Source organism: Arthrobacter sp. H35-D1, assembly GCF_030063185.1.
Lineage (GTDB): Bacteria > Actinomycetota > Actinomycetes > Actinomycetales > Micrococcaceae > Specibacter.
Map to the genome: position 1 here is coordinate 1 of NZ_JASISP010000010.1, position 16,361 is coordinate 16,361.

At 59.4% G+C, this 16,361-nt stretch carries 10 protein-coding genes, 1 tRNA gene and 2 pseudogenes; 9 read left to right on the top strand and 4 right to left on the bottom strand.

Annotation, left to right across the window (positions count from 1 at the left end; translation table 11 throughout):
* Positions 1-468: 468 nt before the first annotated feature.
* Positions 469-1,107, top strand: a pseudogene (locus tag QMG25_RS11600) (transposase); the annotation flags it as partial.
* On the opposite strand, the pseudogene QMG25_RS11605 reads toward QMG25_RS11600, so the two are convergent.
* A pseudogene (locus QMG25_RS11605) lies at positions 1,078-2,170 on the bottom strand (IS630 family transposase). The pseudogenes QMG25_RS11600 and QMG25_RS11605 sit on opposite strands and share 30 nt — an antisense overlap.
* A 478-nt stretch (positions 2,171-2,648) precedes the next feature.
* Between QMG25_RS11605 and QMG25_RS11610 the strand changes: the two are divergent.
* Positions 2,649-4,352, top strand: coding sequence for a sialidase family protein (locus QMG25_RS11610; RefSeq protein ID WP_283460401.1), 1,704 nt, complete (start codon positions 2,649-2,651; stop codon positions 4,350-4,352).
* Between the two features lie 119 nt (positions 4,353-4,471).
* The gene (locus tag QMG25_RS11615; protein ID WP_283460402.1) at positions 4,472-4,729 is read left to right on the top strand and encodes a methyltransferase domain-containing protein; all 258 of its coding nucleotides are present in this window, start codon (positions 4,472-4,474) and stop codon (positions 4,727-4,729) included.
* Here the strand turns inward: QMG25_RS11615 and QMG25_RS11620 are convergent.
* Positions 4,704-5,189: a GIY-YIG nuclease family protein gene (locus QMG25_RS11620; RefSeq protein WP_283460403.1), complete on the bottom strand. Its 486-nt coding sequence runs from the start codon at positions 5,187-5,189 to the stop codon at positions 4,704-4,706. The genes QMG25_RS11615 and QMG25_RS11620 overlap by 26 nt on opposite strands.
* A gap of 1,303 nt (positions 5,190-6,492) precedes the next feature.
* On the opposite strand from QMG25_RS11620, the gene QMG25_RS11625 reads away from it, so the two are divergent.
* The 4 genes from QMG25_RS11625 to QMG25_RS11645 all read left to right on the top strand — a co-directional run bounded on the left by QMG25_RS11625 (position 6,493) and on the right by QMG25_RS11645 (position 10,766).
* Positions 6,493-6,687, top strand: coding sequence for a hypothetical protein (locus QMG25_RS11625; RefSeq protein WP_283460404.1), 195 nt, complete (start codon positions 6,493-6,495; stop codon positions 6,685-6,687).
* Positions 6,684-7,268 carry a cysteine hydrolase family protein gene (locus QMG25_RS11630; RefSeq protein WP_283460405.1) on the top strand — a complete coding sequence of 195 codons (585 nt, stop codon included), beginning with the start codon at positions 6,684-6,686 and terminating at the stop codon, positions 7,266-7,268. Before QMG25_RS11625 ends, QMG25_RS11630 begins: the two co-directional genes overlap by 4 nt.
* A gap of 1,004 nt (positions 7,269-8,272) precedes the next feature.
* Positions 8,273-8,995, top strand: coding sequence for a GNAT family N-acetyltransferase (locus QMG25_RS11635; protein WP_283460406.1), 723 nt, complete (start codon positions 8,273-8,275; stop codon positions 8,993-8,995).
* A gap of 838 nt (positions 8,996-9,833) precedes the next feature.
* Positions 9,834-10,766 (top strand): site-specific integrase, encoded by a 933-nt coding sequence (locus QMG25_RS11645; RefSeq protein ID WP_283460407.1) that lies wholly within the window; start codon positions 9,834-9,836, stop codon positions 10,764-10,766.
* Between the two features lie 256 nt (positions 10,767-11,022).
* Here QMG25_RS11645 and QMG25_RS11650 read toward each other — a convergent pair whose 3' ends face one another.
* Positions 11,023-13,332, bottom strand: a complete 2,310-nt coding sequence (locus QMG25_RS11650) for a putative transposase (RefSeq protein WP_283460408.1) — start codon at positions 13,330-13,332, stop codon at positions 11,023-11,025.
* Between the two features lie 1,477 nt (positions 13,333-14,809).
* Positions 14,810-14,882 (bottom strand) — tRNA-Arg (locus tag QMG25_RS11655).
* A gap of 182 nt (positions 14,883-15,064) precedes the next feature.
* On the opposite strand from QMG25_RS11655, the gene QMG25_RS11660 reads away from it, so the two are divergent.
* Positions 15,065-15,721 (top strand): single-stranded DNA-binding protein, encoded by a 657-nt coding sequence (locus QMG25_RS11660; RefSeq protein WP_283460409.1) that lies wholly within the window; start codon positions 15,065-15,067, stop codon positions 15,719-15,721.
* 42 nt (positions 15,722-15,763) lie between these two features.
* Positions 15,764-16,279: a DUF6993 domain-containing protein gene (locus QMG25_RS11665; RefSeq protein ID WP_283460410.1), complete on the top strand. Its 516-nt coding sequence runs from the start codon at positions 15,764-15,766 to the stop codon at positions 16,277-16,279.
* Positions 16,280-16,361 lie beyond the last annotated feature (82 nt).

Sequence of the window (16,361 nt, forward strand, 5' to 3'; positions counted from 1 at the left end):
TTGCCCGCCGCACGCGGCAAGGGCCAGCCCGGCCGGTTCCTGCATGCCCTCCAATGTCTCCTGATCCATCCAAACAGCCTATCACATCTCAACTGATTTCTGATCATCTTAAGCAAAGAAAAACCCCGCAATCGCGGGCTTCATCCCACGTACTTGCGGAGGTCTGAGACTTCGAAAAATCGCGGTTTTCCCACCCTCCAGTTGAAAAACGTCACGACAACGGGGGCGGAATTGGCCCTTAGCAAGCCAAAGCCGTGACCAACTTTTCGTTCAAAAACGTGAGTAACGCGTGATTGGGCCCCTCTGCGCACCTGTCCGGTGAAGTAAAACCGCAGGTCAAAGCCCCTTTTGGTGCCCTGGGCGGGAATTGAACCCACGACCAAGAGAAACTCAGGACTCTCATGCCAACAGTCTCCGTTGAGCGCCAAAGACCGCCAGTTTTCGGGGAGAGCGGGACAATGGGCCCCTCGCCAGGGTTTGCGGATACTGGTCACGGCCCGTGAATCCATGGCCAAGGACCGGACCAGATCAATCAACGCCCTGAATGCTTTAACGCGCAGTAGCGACCTCGGAATCGATGCCCGCAAGAAGCTCACCGCTGCCCAGATGGAGGAGATCTCACGATGGCGTGAACGCGAAGAAGAACTGGCGTTGAGAATCGGTCGGACCGAGGCCATCCGCCTCGCCAAGCACATCTTAGACCTCGGCGAACGGCTGGAATCCAATGAGAAGCAGCTGGCTGATCTGGTCAAGGTCAGCGAGGCTGCACCTCCGCTACAGGAGAAAGGCTTCAGAGCCGTGACCGCGGCGAAGTGCGTCGTGGCTTGGTCCCATGAAGGACGGGTCCGTGACGAAGCGGCTTTTGCTTGCCTAGCGGGAGTGAACCCCATCCCCGCGTCATCGGGCAACACGGTGCGGCATCGCTTGAACCGTGTAGGCGATAGAAGGCTCAACAGCGCCCTACACATGGCTGCGATCACCAGGATGACCCACGACGCTGAAACCCGTGACTACGTCGAGAAACGCCGTGCTGAGCGCAAAACCGATAAGGAAGTTCGGCGCTGCATCAAACGCTACCTAGTGCCCCGCGCCGTTAATTCGTTTTAATAGTCGTCCCAGTGATTCGAGGATGCCTTCGGCGGTCTTCGTCCAGATGAACGGCTTGGGATTCTCGTTCCATCCCTTGACCCAGTTGCGCAGGTCTTTCTCCAGCGTCTGTACGTTCCTGTGGTCGCTGCGCTGGAGTAGTTCCCGGGTCACTTCGGCAAACAGCCGCTCGACCTGATTGATCCAGGACGAGTATGTAGGGGTGAAGTGCATCGTGAACCGCGGGTGTTTGCCAAGCCACGAGACAATGGTTGGACTCTTGTGCGTCCCGTAGTTGTCGCAGACGATATGCACGTCCAAGTCCGCCGGGACCTGCGCATCGATCTTGGTCAGGAACTTCTTGAACTCCACGGCCCGGTGCAAGCGGCAGGTGGAGGCGATCACGGTCCCATCAGAGACGTTCATTGCCGCGAACAGGCTTGTGGTGCCATGGCGTGCATAGTCATGGGTGCGCTTCTCGGGCATGCCCGGCATCATCGCCGAATGCCGGCTGTGACCGGGACAGGGCCTGGACCTGAGATTTTTCATCGACGCTGAGGACCACCGCGGATTCGGGCGGGTTCAGGTAGAGACCCACGATGTCGTAGACCTTCTCCACGAAGAACGGGTCGTTGGAGAGCTTGAACCCGTCGGTGCGGTGGGGCGTCAGGCCAAAAGCCTTCCAAACCCGCCCGATGGTGGACTTTGACAACCCGGCGCGTTCGGCCATCTTGGAACGGGGCCAATGGGTCGCGTTTTCCGGAGTGCTTTCCAAGGTGGCGACCACGATATCTTCGACCTGCTCGGTGGTGATCGTTGCCGGTCTCCCAGGGCGTGGATCATCGCTGAGCCCATCCAAGCGGTGCTGCACAAACCGTGAGCGCCACTTCGTCACCGTCGGGGCCGAGCACCCGACCAAGACGGCGACGTCCTTGTTCGCCATCCCCTCAGCGCAGGCCAGTACGATCCGCGACCGCAGCGCCAGCGCTTGGGCGGTCTTGCGCCTGCGGGTCCATCGCGACAGCTGCTCGCGCTCTTCATCGCTGAGGTCCAGTTCGGACTTGGGCCGTCCGGTGCGTGCCATTCACCAATTTTAACACTTATTGAACGAATTTACGACGCGGGGCACTAGCCCGACGGGTGTTCAGCATACTGAATGCCGCCTCTCACTCGAACATGGTTCAAGAAGCGACTTGACAGACATAGAAGAGTCGTAGGGACATGCCAGCCACCGCCCGCGCCGCCGTGGAAGACGCTATAACGCTTGCCGTGACGGGTGTGGATGAGAACCGCCCGGTTGCGCTCTTGGTTCTTTTGAGGAGCACGATCAAAATAGACGATGTCCTGGGACGGTACCTTGTATTTTGCCTGCACAGGCGCATTCCCACATGATTCTTCGATACCGTTATGCCCGCATTTTTTCTGAGTCAACGCGCACACTATCGAATTAGCGCGTCGGGTCGTATCATCACCTTAGGAAACCTCACCGAGCGGTTGGGTTGACTATTCGCAATTAAATCCCAAGGCTTCGGCGATCCCGGGCCACTCCGTGGAGGTGCGTCATGTACAAGTTAAGATTGCTGACGGCGGCGGCTGCCGCCGTCCTTTTAGTACCGATTCTCCCCGCAGCCGCAGCGGTCACGGGCGACCAGCTCGTGAACACCGGCAGCACTTCAGCACCATTCTCCCAGAACAAGCAGAATGAGCCTGGTCTCGCCGTCGACGCCGCGCACCCCACGGTGCTCGCGGCCGGTGCAAACGACGAAATCGACATGGAGGCTTGCGCCGCGGGCGCGCCGAACACCTGCCCGTTCACCCAGGGTGTGGGCGTCTCCGGAATCTATTTCTCCATGGACTCCGGACACACTTGGACCCAGCCCACGTACAGTGGTTGGACCGCACGAGACTGTGTGGGACCAGCGGTGTGTGCACCCCACGTCGGTCCGATCGGAACTCTGCCGGGCTACTACGAAAAGGGTCTGGTTTCCAATGGTGATCCCGAGTTGGCATTCGGGCCGCGCAGGGGCGCGGACGGAGCCTTCTCCTGGGCGGCCGGCTCCCGGCTCTACTACAGCAACATCGCCACCAACTTCGGGACAACTCGCAGCGATCAGGCGTTCAAGGGATCCGGGGCGATTGCGGTGTCACGCACCGACGACGTGGCGGCCGCTGCGAACAACGATGCCAGCGCATGGATGGCTCCCGTCATTGTGAGCAAGCAGAGCAGTGCCACTTTCAGCGATAAGGAGCAGATCTGGGCTGACAACGCTGCCAGCAGTCCCTTCTTTGGGAATGTGTACGTTTGCAACGTCAGCTTCCGCAGCAACGGCCACGGGGGTGCTCCGGAGCCGGTTATGCTGCACCGCTCGTCAGATGGGGGCGATAACTGGACTACCCGCCAGATCTCCGCCGCAGTGAATAACGCTCAGATTAGCGGGCGTCAGGGTTGTGCTGTACGCACAGACGGCGCAGGCCGGGTGTACGTGGTCTGGTCCGGCTTTACGCCAGCAGGCGCAAGTGTCTTCTACCAGGCGACTTCGGACAACGGCGGCGCCAACTTCACACGGCCTAGGGTCGTGATGGCAATCGGTGGTATCGGCCAACTGGATCCCGTCACCGGGCGATCCACCATTGACGGCGTCGCAGGTTCGCGGACCGACGTCTTTCCGAGCATCGATATCGCAAATGGTGCGCCTACCGGCGTAGGGGCCCTGAACACGGTGGTACTTGGTTGGTCCGACGACAGCGCAGGAACCAATATGGAGCGGGCATATGTCTCCTTCTCCAGCGACCGCGGCGCGAGCTATAGCTCAAAGCAGGCGGTATCTACCACCGGCGACCGCGCTAACCAGCCGGCGGTTGCCATCTCGCCCAATGGAGGCACGGTCTACATGACCTATAACGCCTGGCACGCTGCCTGGCAGACGACCACTGCCAACGCGCGCCCGATGGAGGGGGTCGTGCTCAGCGGCCCGACACGGGGCACCCTCGCGGAAGTTCACCGTGGAGTCTCGGGCGACGCCCGCGGCTCGAGCGCCAATTCACTGACGGCGGAGTTCCTCGGCGATTACAACTACGTGGTGGCGACCGACAGCTACGGTGCGGCCCTCTGGAACGATGTGCGTAACGCGACCGATTGCCCCGCGGTGGATGCGTACCGCGAGGCGCTGGCCAACGGCGGCACGCCGACCCCGCCCGTGCCGTGCCAGTCCCCGATGACCGCCTTCGGCAATACGGACATCTTCGGTTATACCTCGGCACCGTAGACTGATCCGAGGTCGCTCGACCGGGCCGTCGCGCTTCCGCGGCGCCCCGATCGTGCGGCGTGCCGTCACCTTGCTGCTCTCGCTCGGCTGGAAACTACCGGCATGCTTAGGCTAGGTCCATGACAGCACAGTTCACACACGACGACTGGGCCAGCACGGCCGAGACCCTAGACCTCGATGCGTTGCTGTTGGACGAGCACTTCCAAAGGATTTTCGGCTGGACCAAGGAAATGGCCGGAGATCCACGCACCATCGTGGATCTGGGTGCCGGCACCGGCACTGGCACCTTTGGTTTGGCACGCACGTTCCCGAAGGCCACCGTGGTAGCAGTCGATCAATCGGAAACTATGCTCAACCGGCTTCGGGGACGGAGATAGTCTCCAGATACTCATTGCAGTCGGCTTCCAGCGGTGCTGGGGTGTAACGATTGGAAGCGGCGTTGCCGTTCATGAGCGGGAATCGAGCGGCCTGGGCAGCCCGGGAAATGGCTTCCCATTCCATGAACCCCACATGAGTATCAGTCCAGGTATTGGTCAACGAAACCGCAACGATGGCTCGTTCCCAAAAGTCCTTGCCAGTAACGTGTTGCTTGAGCTTGCCACCGACGTTACCGGTTTGTCCGATGTAACAGGAAACGCGTTCCTCCGAATCACCGCCAAACAGGAAATAGAGTCCCACCTGCGATGCTTCAGGCGTCGAGAGGAAACCACCAAGCAATGACCGGTGCGCGTCGAAAACGCGAACCGTTCGTGTAGTTATTTCTGCCATGCGGATACCGGAAGGGTCACCGTGAGGTAGAAAAATCTGGATCGTTTGGGGACGTGAACTGGCCCGCATTTCGGGTTCTCCTCCGGAAGACGGCATACGAGGTCAAACTTACCCCCAGAACAGACTGGACTTGGGTCTGCCTCGGCTTTGGGTGACTCACCACCTCCCTTGGGGTCGGCGAGCGGCTCGTTCCACGGTCCCGGCAACAATTAGCTTTACGGGCCTGAGAGCTAAGTCCTGAAGGCGACGAAAGCAGTCAAGCGGCGGTCCGTGCTATGCATCGACTGCCGCCCGACGTTGTGTGCCTGAACACCCTTCTCGTGGAACGGCAGCAGCGAGGAGGCCTGCCCAACTGGGGATTCAACGAACCAAGTATCTCAAACGGATGGCTTGTCGCGGGCGCATGCCACCGTCTGCTTGCGTTACAGACCGCCATGGGCCTCGATGGCGTCGGTGTGGCGTGAAAAGGGGGAGTGATTTCTGAAGAAAATTTCGCTGAATTGGGGGAGTCAAGGGGGAGTTGGGCCGTTTTTGGCCTTAAACGGTTCTGAGCTGCGGAACATAACCGCAGGTCAGAGCCATATTTAGGTGCCCCGGGCGGGAATTGAACCCACGACCAAGAGAATGTCACCATCTGAGCGTCACGAGGTGTCGATGACTATCATAATTCGCGTATTCTCGGGTGTTTTGGTCCTCTTTGGCGCCCACGACATGTCAACAATTGCCGTAGTTTTCGGTTGAATTAGATGGGTAAAAGATGAGCGACGATCCAGCATCTGTTGACACCATTCAGCTTCACATTGGCGTATCTGTCAAATCAGGTCCGTCAGCGCCTTGCAATCGGGTGTAGACCCGCGTCAATGGCTACCATTTTACGCTTGAAAGATTGGTCAGTCTATTGACCGTTGGCCCAGGATCGAGTCGCCGTCGGTGATGATAGGGGACTGGTCGGCCATCGTGATTTTGTGTGTGGATAGGGGCTTGGTGAATCTCTGAGGTGTCAACTGTGGCCTCATGTAGCCGAGCGCTACTGCAAGGACTACAGCCAACCCACAGTGATCGATGGGCGGATCCAGAGGCCCGTTTTGGGTTTTGAGGGTCGGAGCCCTTGAATTGGCGTGTCCAAGTTGCCCGCGCTGCACTTTCTGGTTCAGACCCGAATCAGGGACTATTTGCCAAGCTTGCCCGGCAGGGCTATGAGAATGGGATCACGGGGCTTGAAAACCTGTCCCGTATAAGGCCGGGCTTTTTTGAGGGCGGGTCGAGGAGGTGCGTTGGATGCACACCATAATCAGTGGCGGGTCAATGGAGATGTAGGCGTAGGAGTTCACGGACCTTCTGGGTCTCATCCCTGTACACCGGACCCATTGCCGTGGCATTCCCGGATGCCGGAGACCTGAGCATGTTCGTCGCAGCAGCCATCGCCGCCATCGTTCATCTGGCTACCTACCGGCTCCGCCCGCTGTCCAAACCCAGGAGATCAGCAGAAGACCTGGACCCCGCCGTGCAAAAAGCTTCTGCCGAAGTCGGCCAACCCTTGGCCGTCGCCCCACAGGCGGGGAAGTGAGCACATCCGCAGGCAACCGCCAGCGCACGCTCGTGGCGATCGACGTGCAGCACTACTTCCGCGACGAGACCAGTCAATGGTCCGTCCCACGTTACGCCGACATCGTGCCGGTGATTGACACTCTGAGGAAATCCCTGCCAGACCCGGCCATCTTCACGAAGTTCGTTGCCGGCCCCAGGAACACGGGGCCTGAGGCAGCTATTATCCAGCGATGGAACCAGATGCGGTTGCCGGAAGACGACCTCGGGTGGGCCCTCACAATGGACACCGCAACCGGCGACCACACCTTCGCCAAGGGCACGTTCTCCAAATGGGGGCATGAACTCGCCGACCTCATCCCGCCCGGCGCGGAAATGGTGCTGACGGGCGTAGCCACGGACTGCTGCATCCTCGCCACCGCACTCGGTGCCGTCGACGCCGGACGCTACGTAACCGTAGTAACCGATGGCTGCGCCGCCGTCAGCGATGAGGCCCAGGACCAAACCCTGGGCCTGCTGGAACTGCTGTCACCAATGTGCACCGTCGTGGCCAGCACAGAATTGCTGGCCGGGATTGCCTCGACGACCGCGGTCGGCGGGTGACCTGACGGGGGAGTAGCCCGCCCTGCAGGCCGAACAGCCTCCACTCCGGAAGTACTGGCGGCTGCGAAGGCAGGCGTCCGCAGGTCGCAGTGCAGAGAAAAGTAGGAGGACAAGATTGCCATTATCAGCCGTTCCGGAGGGACGCTTGAGGAAGCCCAAGACACCAAAAGGCTCCACGTCGAAGTCAGCGACGGACTAAGCGAACTCCAAATTGCCGCGGCCTTGAAGCAGTCAGGGCTGGGCACGCTGGCCGAAGGTCGCGCTTTTCTTCGGATCTTCTGCCTGCGGCACCTGACCGGGCCGCCGGCAACGCCGGAATGGGATACGGCGTTCACAGCCATGGCAGATTATGCCAGTTCCAAGGGATGGACCAACACTGAAGGGGAACTACAGGCCCACCTTCAATACACAGCAGCGGGCGAAACCGAATAGCGCCCGGGCGGTGGCGACATTTGGCGGTGTCGCCATTTGCCCGTGAGAGGGAGCCATAGTGAACAATCATCCGTGGGTAGCGCGTTGTCAGAGCTTCTCGCTATTTGACTGAACCGCGTGATCGGTCACCCGATAGATGACTCGCAAGATACGTTGGGAAAGCCGTGACTGCCAAGAAACTCCAGTCGATGGAGGGCGGTGACCTGTGCTGTCACTTCGATTTCCGTGACTATCGGGTCCGATGATATGCGTGTCAGAAGAGAGCGTACACAAACGGGAGCGCCCATCCTCCTCAAGGCGTGGCCTCTTACGCGTGTCCGCAGCCGGTAAGGTTTAACAGTCCGAGCAACAAAGAGGTGCCAACGCACGGGGCGCCTACCAGCGTCCCGGCGTTTACTTATCTCGTGGGCGCGTTCACACCGGTCCGCCAAGTTATTTTCAAGGGGCTCAAGTCCTGTCAGCGTCTTCATCGCCAGCCCCATAGAACGCCCCCGTAAGTCTTTTCTGGACTGTATCATTGGCATAGGTTTCGACATGATTTGTCCAGCGCTGGTGTGACTAGAGGAGGACACGTGCGGGCTTTGGAATGGACGGCACCCCATGGTTTCTCAATCCGCGCGGCCGGACAGGGAGAGATCGCCGAGTTCAAGCGGCTTGTTAAGGCAATGAACGTTCCTTTTGAGCCGACTGAAGCCGAAATCGAGGACGGATCAACCGGTGCTTTCCTTCGGGCCGCTTTCCTCGATGGCAAACGCATGGCAGTGCTCGAAGCAGCAAGCCGGGTATTAGTCGACAGTGACTCCTATCGATCCTTTTATGCAGGTGTTTCCCTGGCACTTGTGGCGGTCGACAGTTCAAGCCGCGTTGTAGGGTTGCTCCAAGCCATACCTCCAGGACAAGTCATCAATGGCCTGCTTGAGAGCGGGTGGCCGCTACAAGACTCGATTCCGCTGGGCATCAAGGTCGCAAAAGTGTCAGCCCTTTGGGTGGACGAGGAGGCTCGCCGAGCGGGCTTGGGCTCAGCCTTGCTGGACAGCTGTTGCGACGTATACTTCGCGGCTGGCTTCAGCCTCGTCTACGGCAATTTTCGTCTATCCTCTCCGATCGATCTCGAGAGCTTCTACGGCGCCACAGGATTTCGGATTCTGCCTCCGGGGGATCGTATCCCCGTGGGAACAGGACAAGGCCGCATCGTGGACATAGGTACGGAACCGGACCAGAAAATCTTTTACATGACTCGCGGGAATTGGGCGAAGCTCGACCGTTCAAAGCCGAAGTTAGACGAGCCGATCTGATTCACCTGCAGCAGCACGAGAAGACTTTCCTCCAATTCGTCACACTTAAGTGGAGTCAGAATCCTCTGGCTTTTCCATCCGGAAGGATCCCCAGATGTCCGTCCTTTCCAGCACTGAGCTAAGCCCTATTGCCGGTTTCGCTGTCATCTGCGGTTAGCCCGGATTTTGCATGGTGGCTGGTTTGGCTGCGCGATCAGCATTTGATTTCTAGCGGCGCTGTGTTTGTTGTTTGGGGCGTGCGTTCGGGGCCTGTTGTCGCTGGCTGGGCGCCGGTGTCCACGGTGTCCGAGGTGTCGTTCGGGATGATCGAAGGGGCCGGCCGTGTGGTTCTCAGGCCAGCAATGATGACTGTTTTCGGCGGGTTTTCTTCAGCTCCGTGATGGTTGCCAGTAGCGTGGTGATCGTGCCGGCTTCGGGCGCTTGGTCGGGGATGAGTAGCCAGGTGCGGCGCGCCCGGGTGATGAGTTTTCCCGCGGTGGCGAAGAGCCGGTATCACCACCGTTTCATATCCCAACCCCGCGCAGCGTGTCCGTTGGGCAGTGCGGCGAGTTGCAGCCATTATGTAGTGCCCGCGGTTATGCAGAAAAGGGTCACCGAGGGGTTACCGGTCCGGCTCGTTGTCTGTTCTTCCCTTTCGTGGCTACTTTCCTGCTTTCTACATAAGAACCCGAGGCGCATGCTGGTCTTCCCAACGAGGGAAGGTGAGCATGATGGTGAACCATTCACCGGGGCCCATAGGCGGTCCCCTTTCGACCTACGTACAGGGTTTCGTGAGGCCCTGCACGATCTAGGGTATGCCGAGTCGAGAATCTGCCAGCTGACGGCCTTGGTAAGGCGTTTGGACCGATGGCTCCAGCACAAGGGGCTGGACGTTGCGTCGCTGGATGACCACGAACTGCAATTGTTCCTTGACGCCCTGAGCGCAGAGACTCAGGGACCTCACCCAACAGCGGCTTCGTTCACCTTCTTACTGGAGTATTTGCGCACTGTTGGTGCAACCCCGTGGCTCGCGGCTGACAAGGAACCGGAGAGCCTAGAGGAAACTATTATCGATGGTTTTGGGCGCTATCTCCGTATTGAACGGAGGCTCGGTACCCAGTCTGTCACCGGCTATGGGAAGACGGCAGGTTCTTTCATGCAGTGGTTGGAAAGGTCTGCCAAGACACTGCAGTCGATGGACGCTTCAGATGTCATTACCTTTGCCACAAGCTTCTACAGTGCCGAGCAAAGCCTCCACGCGAAAAAAGTGCTGACGGGGCTGCGGTCATTCCTACGGTGGGCATATTTGGAAAACCTGACGGAGCGAATTTGGGTGGAGGTAGTTCCCTCTGCTGCGAGCCATGGCGCAAACCTGCCAAAGGGGTTCAAGCAAAAGGAAGTCAACGCATTGCTGGCAACATGCGACCGCGAGACCGTGACGGGGCTGAGGAACTACGCAATGTTGGTTCTTATGAGCAGGCTGGGGTTACGTGTCAGCGGCCATGAGAAAGTGCCCATACGCGGCCAACAGGAGAGCCACGATTCGATGGCCGTCAGTGGGCTCGTAACTCGCCATTCCGGCGCCAAAATCTCGATTTTGCATTGTCTGCGGGGACTGACAAAAAATCGTCTTGGCGATACAGCTACGGCATCCCTCTACGGCATGGGCCAGGAAGACGCCCTTGGGCCTCCGATCCGTGCATTCCCGTGCCATCGGCGATCCTCTGGACGTTCAGGAGCATGCGGCAGGTCCTCGACGCAATGGTCGCCAAGCGATTCTCGTCCTGCATGAGCGACGGCGTATCGATAGTTGTTTTTTGGGTACATTGACGGCGAAACAGGAGCGATGTGCCTGGCCGCCAGCGGGCACGCTTCGTGGCCGTCCAGCGCCTTTCTTGAATCCTATTGGCCGCCAGTGGGCACTTTCTCATGGCCGCTAACAGTTACGAGCCGGCGAAGTGTCGGCCTTGCGGCTGAAGGACGTGGACTGGCGGTCGGGGGAGATCCTGATCCGTGGCAAGGGACCCCAGGGCTCCGGATATGGCGATTTATTCTATGTAGGAGTGCGCCTTGTTTTTGACGGTGAATCTGAGGACGAGGTCGGTGCCGGGGTAGCGGGTTTTCGTGGTGGTGAGGTGCTCACACAGTTCGGCGGCGGCATCGGTTTTTGCTTGGGTGGGCAGCCGATCGAGGGTGATCGTGAGGAATCCTGGAACGGTGGGGTCGATGTCGCCGGACTGATTGAACAATTGCCGCATGAGCGCGTGGGCTTCATTGCCGGCTTTGGCATAGCCGGTGTTGGTGCGGATCTCCCTCGCGATCGTCATGGCGGTGTTGTAGGCGGCCATGCGGATCCCGGTATGGATCAACTTGACCTCGGTATCCAGGACTTGCTGGCCGGGGGATAGTTTCCCGAGCATGATTTTCGCAGGGATCTTCTTATGTGCCTTCTCGGCCGCTAGCAAGTCTTTCTCGGCTTTCCACAACGGCTTCGTGATGGTGTTGTGCATGGTGCTGGTCACCACGACCTTCAACTCCTTCGCCCCCACCGGCGGGGTTCGCAGGGCGGCCAAGGCTGCGTCAACCTCTGCGGCAACTTCGGCATGGTGTTTCCTGGCGGTGAGGACTTTTTGATACGAGGCATTCTTCGCCGGATTCGGCACCAACCGCTTTGCATCATCGTCACTGCTGGCGTAAGAATCGTGGGAGTCAAGATCGAAGTGCATGCGTGCGTAGCGGAATTGGTTTTCCTGCCGCCACCTGTTGCCCATACGCCATACCGCTTCCCCGGCGGGCAGTGTGCGGTTGGTGGTGAGGATGTGGATCTGCCGTGTTCCACCGCCCTTGCCCTTGGCGGGAACGATACGGCTGAGCTGGCGCATCGGGTACATTTCCCCGGTTTTCTTCGTCGTGGGCAGTACCAGGTCAACGATCGTGTCCGCGACCGACCAGGTCTTCTCTTCGCCGTGCTCATCACTATGGGAGACCTCGGTGAACTTTGACTCATCAATGTCGGCGGTGGTGCCTTTGCGCCAGGTGAGCACATCGAAACCATTCTCATCCATGTGCTTGAACAAGGCCGGTGACCAGCCACCACGATCGAAGCCGACGAGGACACGCCGCTCGTCCCCCACCGCTTTGCGTAGTTCAGGCAGCAGGTTACGGAGTTCACCGGCTAGGGACGCCCCGGGCTCGGCCATGACCACGAACACGGGGGAACCGTGGGCGTCGGTGACCCAGGTTTCCTCCGTCGCCGGGACCGGGAACTTCAACCGGGTGGAGTAGAGCTTGCCGATCTTTTTCGTACCCTGGTACGCGCGCACGTGCCCGTCCACGTAGAGGATCGCGGCAAGGTTCTCACCGTTCGGGCCGGTACCGTTGAGGTGGTGGGCGGCCAAGGCTGAGATCAGCTCTTGGGCTTTGCTGGTAGCGGCGAGTTGGTTGATCCGGCGGCGGATTGTTTTTACTTCAGGGGTGCGATCCAGCCCCAACACCCGCCCGAGTTCTTCCGGGTTGAACCGGGTCGCGCCCTCGGCCCGTGTTTCTCCGGCCAACGCCCGCACCACCGCATCAATCAGGATGGCATTCAGCCCGTAGAAACCATCCGGTAAAGCACCAAAGACGTCTTTCGAACACGTCAGCAGGCCTGTGGTTTCCAACGCGGGCATCGCCAGAAACAACCCGGCATAAGGGACTTTCGCGGCAGGTGCGAACACCGGGGCAGCCTCTGCCAGCAGCCCGGCCCTCGCTGCCGAACGTTCCCCCGCACGCGGCACGGCCACAGGCAGTATCGGCAGCTCCGGCTGCATCGGTGCCGGCCCTTGTTCGCTGACCGGCGCCGGCGCGGAGAACTCGGGCAACGCTTGGGGGCCCTGTATATTCGTCGCAGCCTCGACGGTGACCGGCTTCGGGACTGCGACTGTTTTCAGGGCACGGCGAACACTGAATTCAGACACGCCCACCGCGGCGCCGACTGCTCGCAGAGAAAGTCCCATTGCCCGTAGTTCCGTGATCCGTTCCACGACGTCCTCACCGAGGCGGGACGGTCCCTTCGGACCCATGGCTTCCGGAACCAGTCCCGCAATCCCGGTCGTCTCCAGCACCTGGCGCCACCGCCATAACGTCACCGCGTCCACCCCGAACCCGGTGGCAATCTGTGCGACCGTGGCGGCCTGGATCCCAACCAACGTCGCGGCAGCAAAACGACGGGTGGCAGCATCACCAACATCCCAAACGTAGGCGAGCTGGCCATGAATGAATACCCGACCGCCTTCGGCGTTCTCCACCAGCGACGCCGAGCCGCCCAAGGACACGACACCGGCCGCCATGGGCACCGGAAGTGGAGGCTGCGAAGTCATTATGACCATCACTCGAGACCCAACGCAAGAAATTTATCCATACAATTATTATATCGCAAACAAGACAAAATTAACAGTTCTCACGCCACCAAAAACACCGGAAAATCAACGAACTGCCAAACCCATCATCCTGCTATGACCGGAGCCCTGGACCCTGCCAAGAGAAACTGCCGTCGCCGCACGACGTAGGATCCGCTTTGGCTGATTATCTGCACCAGGGACGTCCTCACGGATGGGGAAACGCCATGTTTTTGAAGCTCTATGCTCCCTTGAAAAGCCTGACTTCAGGCGACGTTACAAACGTCGTACTGGTCGCTTCAAAGCGCGCCGGAATTCCAGGAGCTTGTGCGCACCGACTACGGCATACTACCGGGACGCAGCGCTTACGATCTGGCTCGTCACGGGCCGAGGTCGGGCAAGTCCTGCGTCATCGAAGTCCAGCCAGCACCGCACTGTATGGTTTTATTCCACGGATGCGGCCCAAATAGCTATCCGACCTACAGCGGCTTCCCCCTCGGAGGTGGTGCCGACCCAGCGGCGATGCCCCTGCACTTCTGTGTCTTCTTCCATTCTCGTCAGCATATGCCTTGAAACGGCGGTTGATGTTCAACGCTCTACCGGCTCGCTAGACGCGCGATCCCGTTCCCTTACTACTGAGATCCCTGGTCAATTCGGGTCCGGAATCGGCTATTGGAGGTCATCGCGAAAGTCAATCGATCCATCACGGCTGACACTAAAGGTGAAACCTGATGCATCTCTCCAACTCAGTACCGGGATTGCATTGTTGCTGCTCCCACGAATGATCCGGGCGTTCTCTCCATCCGTGGCATTCTTCCAAATCCCTTGGAAGGTGTGCGCGATGGTGGCGTCGAGCCACTTCAACCGAGTAGTTGTGCCTGGCGTCGCATCCCATCGCACCTCCGGTTCAGCCTGCAGAAGTGCCGCGCCAGATATTGCGACATCAAAAATTGGACCTGTGCCGACGTTTGCCACCCTGAAACTCCCATATGCAATGTGGACATCTCCTGAATCCATAGTGCTGCCAGAGGACATCCAGCATACCGAAGTAGCGACGGCAAGGGCCCGTGATCGATTCATTCGATTCTCACTTTTGACCGCCTCCAATCGGGCACGACCGTCACGACGAAAGCCCCAGACCCGGTTCCTAAAGCCATCACCGATCCCCCTACAAGCGAGATAACTAGTAGTCCATACCAGTGCTTGCGGATTACGGGCTCTTCCGAATGCAGGGTGTAATCGGGGTTGCTCGGTGATGAATCCGGGCGGGGAGCTCGTTTGGGCGTAGGTGAGGGCCTTGGTAGAGAATCAGATTGTCTACCAAGGCCCTCACCTCTACCCAATCAACGCTGCACCCGGAATCATCACAGAGCAACCCCGACTACACTCTGCATTCTGAAGAGCCCCTTAAACGCTTCTGACCTGCGGAGCATAACCGCAGGTCAGAAGGTGTTTTGGGTGCCCCGGGCGGGAATTGAACCCACGACCAAGAGATTAGAAGGCTCCTGCTCTATCCGCTGAGCTACCGAGGCGTGGCCCAAGTAAGGGCCGCATCTAAAATATCAGGTTTATTGGTTGATCTCCTCCTCCACAGGTTCCCCGGGCCAGATCTCATCCACAATCGCGGTGTTCTCACTGGCAGCAGCGCCCGGAACGGCGTTTGCTGGAAGCAAGTGAACATCGCCGCAGCTGCGGCCCAGTGAAAGGCAGTGCCATGGCTAACCACGTCAGTATCAGGGGCTTCATGTCCTCAGAGTTCGAGATGCGCAACACCCCCAATGGTCTTGTCATCGGAAATTTCCGCATGGGTTCCACCGAGCGCCGCAAGGACCCCGTCACCAACGCGTGGGTCGACGGGCACACCAACTGGTATCACATCAGTGCCTTCCGCTCCCTTGCCCAGAACGCCGTCTCCAGCATTCACAAAGGTGACCGCATCTTGGTCATCGGAAGGCTGAGTATCAAGACGTTCCTGCGCAAGGACGGCACAACCGGCACCAATGTGGAAATCGAGGCCGACAGCATTGGCCCGGACCTGCAGTTCGGCACCTCGCACTACACACGCATGGCAAGCGCTCGTCCGGCAGGCCAACCAGGCGATTCGCATGAGACCGGCGATGCCTCTCAAGAGGGGCATCTGTCCGTTGCGGCCAACCACGGAGAAGTGCCCGAAGATTCCCTGCCCGCGAGTAGCGGCCAAGACGGTGAAGACGGTGATGACGGTGGGGACGACGACAACCTCGACGGCGACGCTGCAGCCGTCATGGACAACCGTGAGCACGGTGATCACGACGATGGAGGTGGCCTCCGAGACGGGGAACTCGCCGATCTGGAGACGGGGGAGATATTAAAGGAAGCTGCACCCTTCTAGTGCGGTGGGGCAATGCTCCGGTGGTCATGGCAGAATGGCGGGGTGACTTTGGAAAAGATGACATCCCGCCACCAGCCCGCATCACGGCACGTGAACGTGCGTGCTGTTGGAGTGTCCGTTTTACTGGCTGCGACCATGGCCCTGGGCGGTTGCGGCTTGCTTCCAGAAGAAACGACCGCCCCTGTTCCCACAACAGACTCGAGCACCGCAGCTCCTGCCAAGGAAGTCGCAAAGGAAACGGATAAGCCAGCTCAACCGGTGACCGCTGCCGAAGAGTTCTCCAAGAAACTCACAGGAATCCTCACCACACTGGCCGCCGGCACCAAGGCGCCCAACCGTGAACAAATGAAGGCGGCCATGCTCGACGCCGGGGCTGTCGAGGAAAAAATTGAGATCTCCATCGACATCACACCAACGGGCCTTGCCGTGGATGCCATCGAGGCGGCGTCACCCGTCGCCGAAGAATGTGTCATCGGCCAGGTCAGGGACGGCAACGTTGCTGTCACCATCTTGCCGACGCTGGCCTCCGGCCGCTGCTTTGTTGGGGATGCGCACTGACCCGGTGGCTGGACCGGCATCGCCATGACGCTTGCCTCACAAATACGTCTGCGAATATGGGTTAAGCCGCTGCACCCACTAA

Bases quoted from the DNA above. Each gene is read 5' to 3' on its own strand.
- QMG25_RS11610 (WP_283460401.1), top strand. From the start codon at position 2,649: ATGTACAAGTTAAGATTGCTGACGGCGGCGGCTGCCGCCGTCCTTTTA.
- QMG25_RS11650 (WP_283460408.1), bottom strand. From the start codon at position 13,332: ATGACTTCGCAGCCTCCACTTCCGGTGCCCATGGCGGCCGGTGTCGTG.
- QMG25_RS11620 (WP_283460403.1), bottom strand. From the start codon at position 5,189: ATGCGGGCCAGTTCACGTCCCCAAACGATCCAGATTTTTCTACCTCAC.
- QMG25_RS11660 (WP_283460409.1), top strand. From the start codon at position 15,065: ATGGCTAACCACGTCAGTATCAGGGGCTTCATGTCCTCAGAGTTCGAG.
- QMG25_RS11615 (WP_283460402.1), top strand. From the start codon at position 4,472: ATGACAGCACAGTTCACACACGACGACTGGGCCAGCACGGCCGAGACC.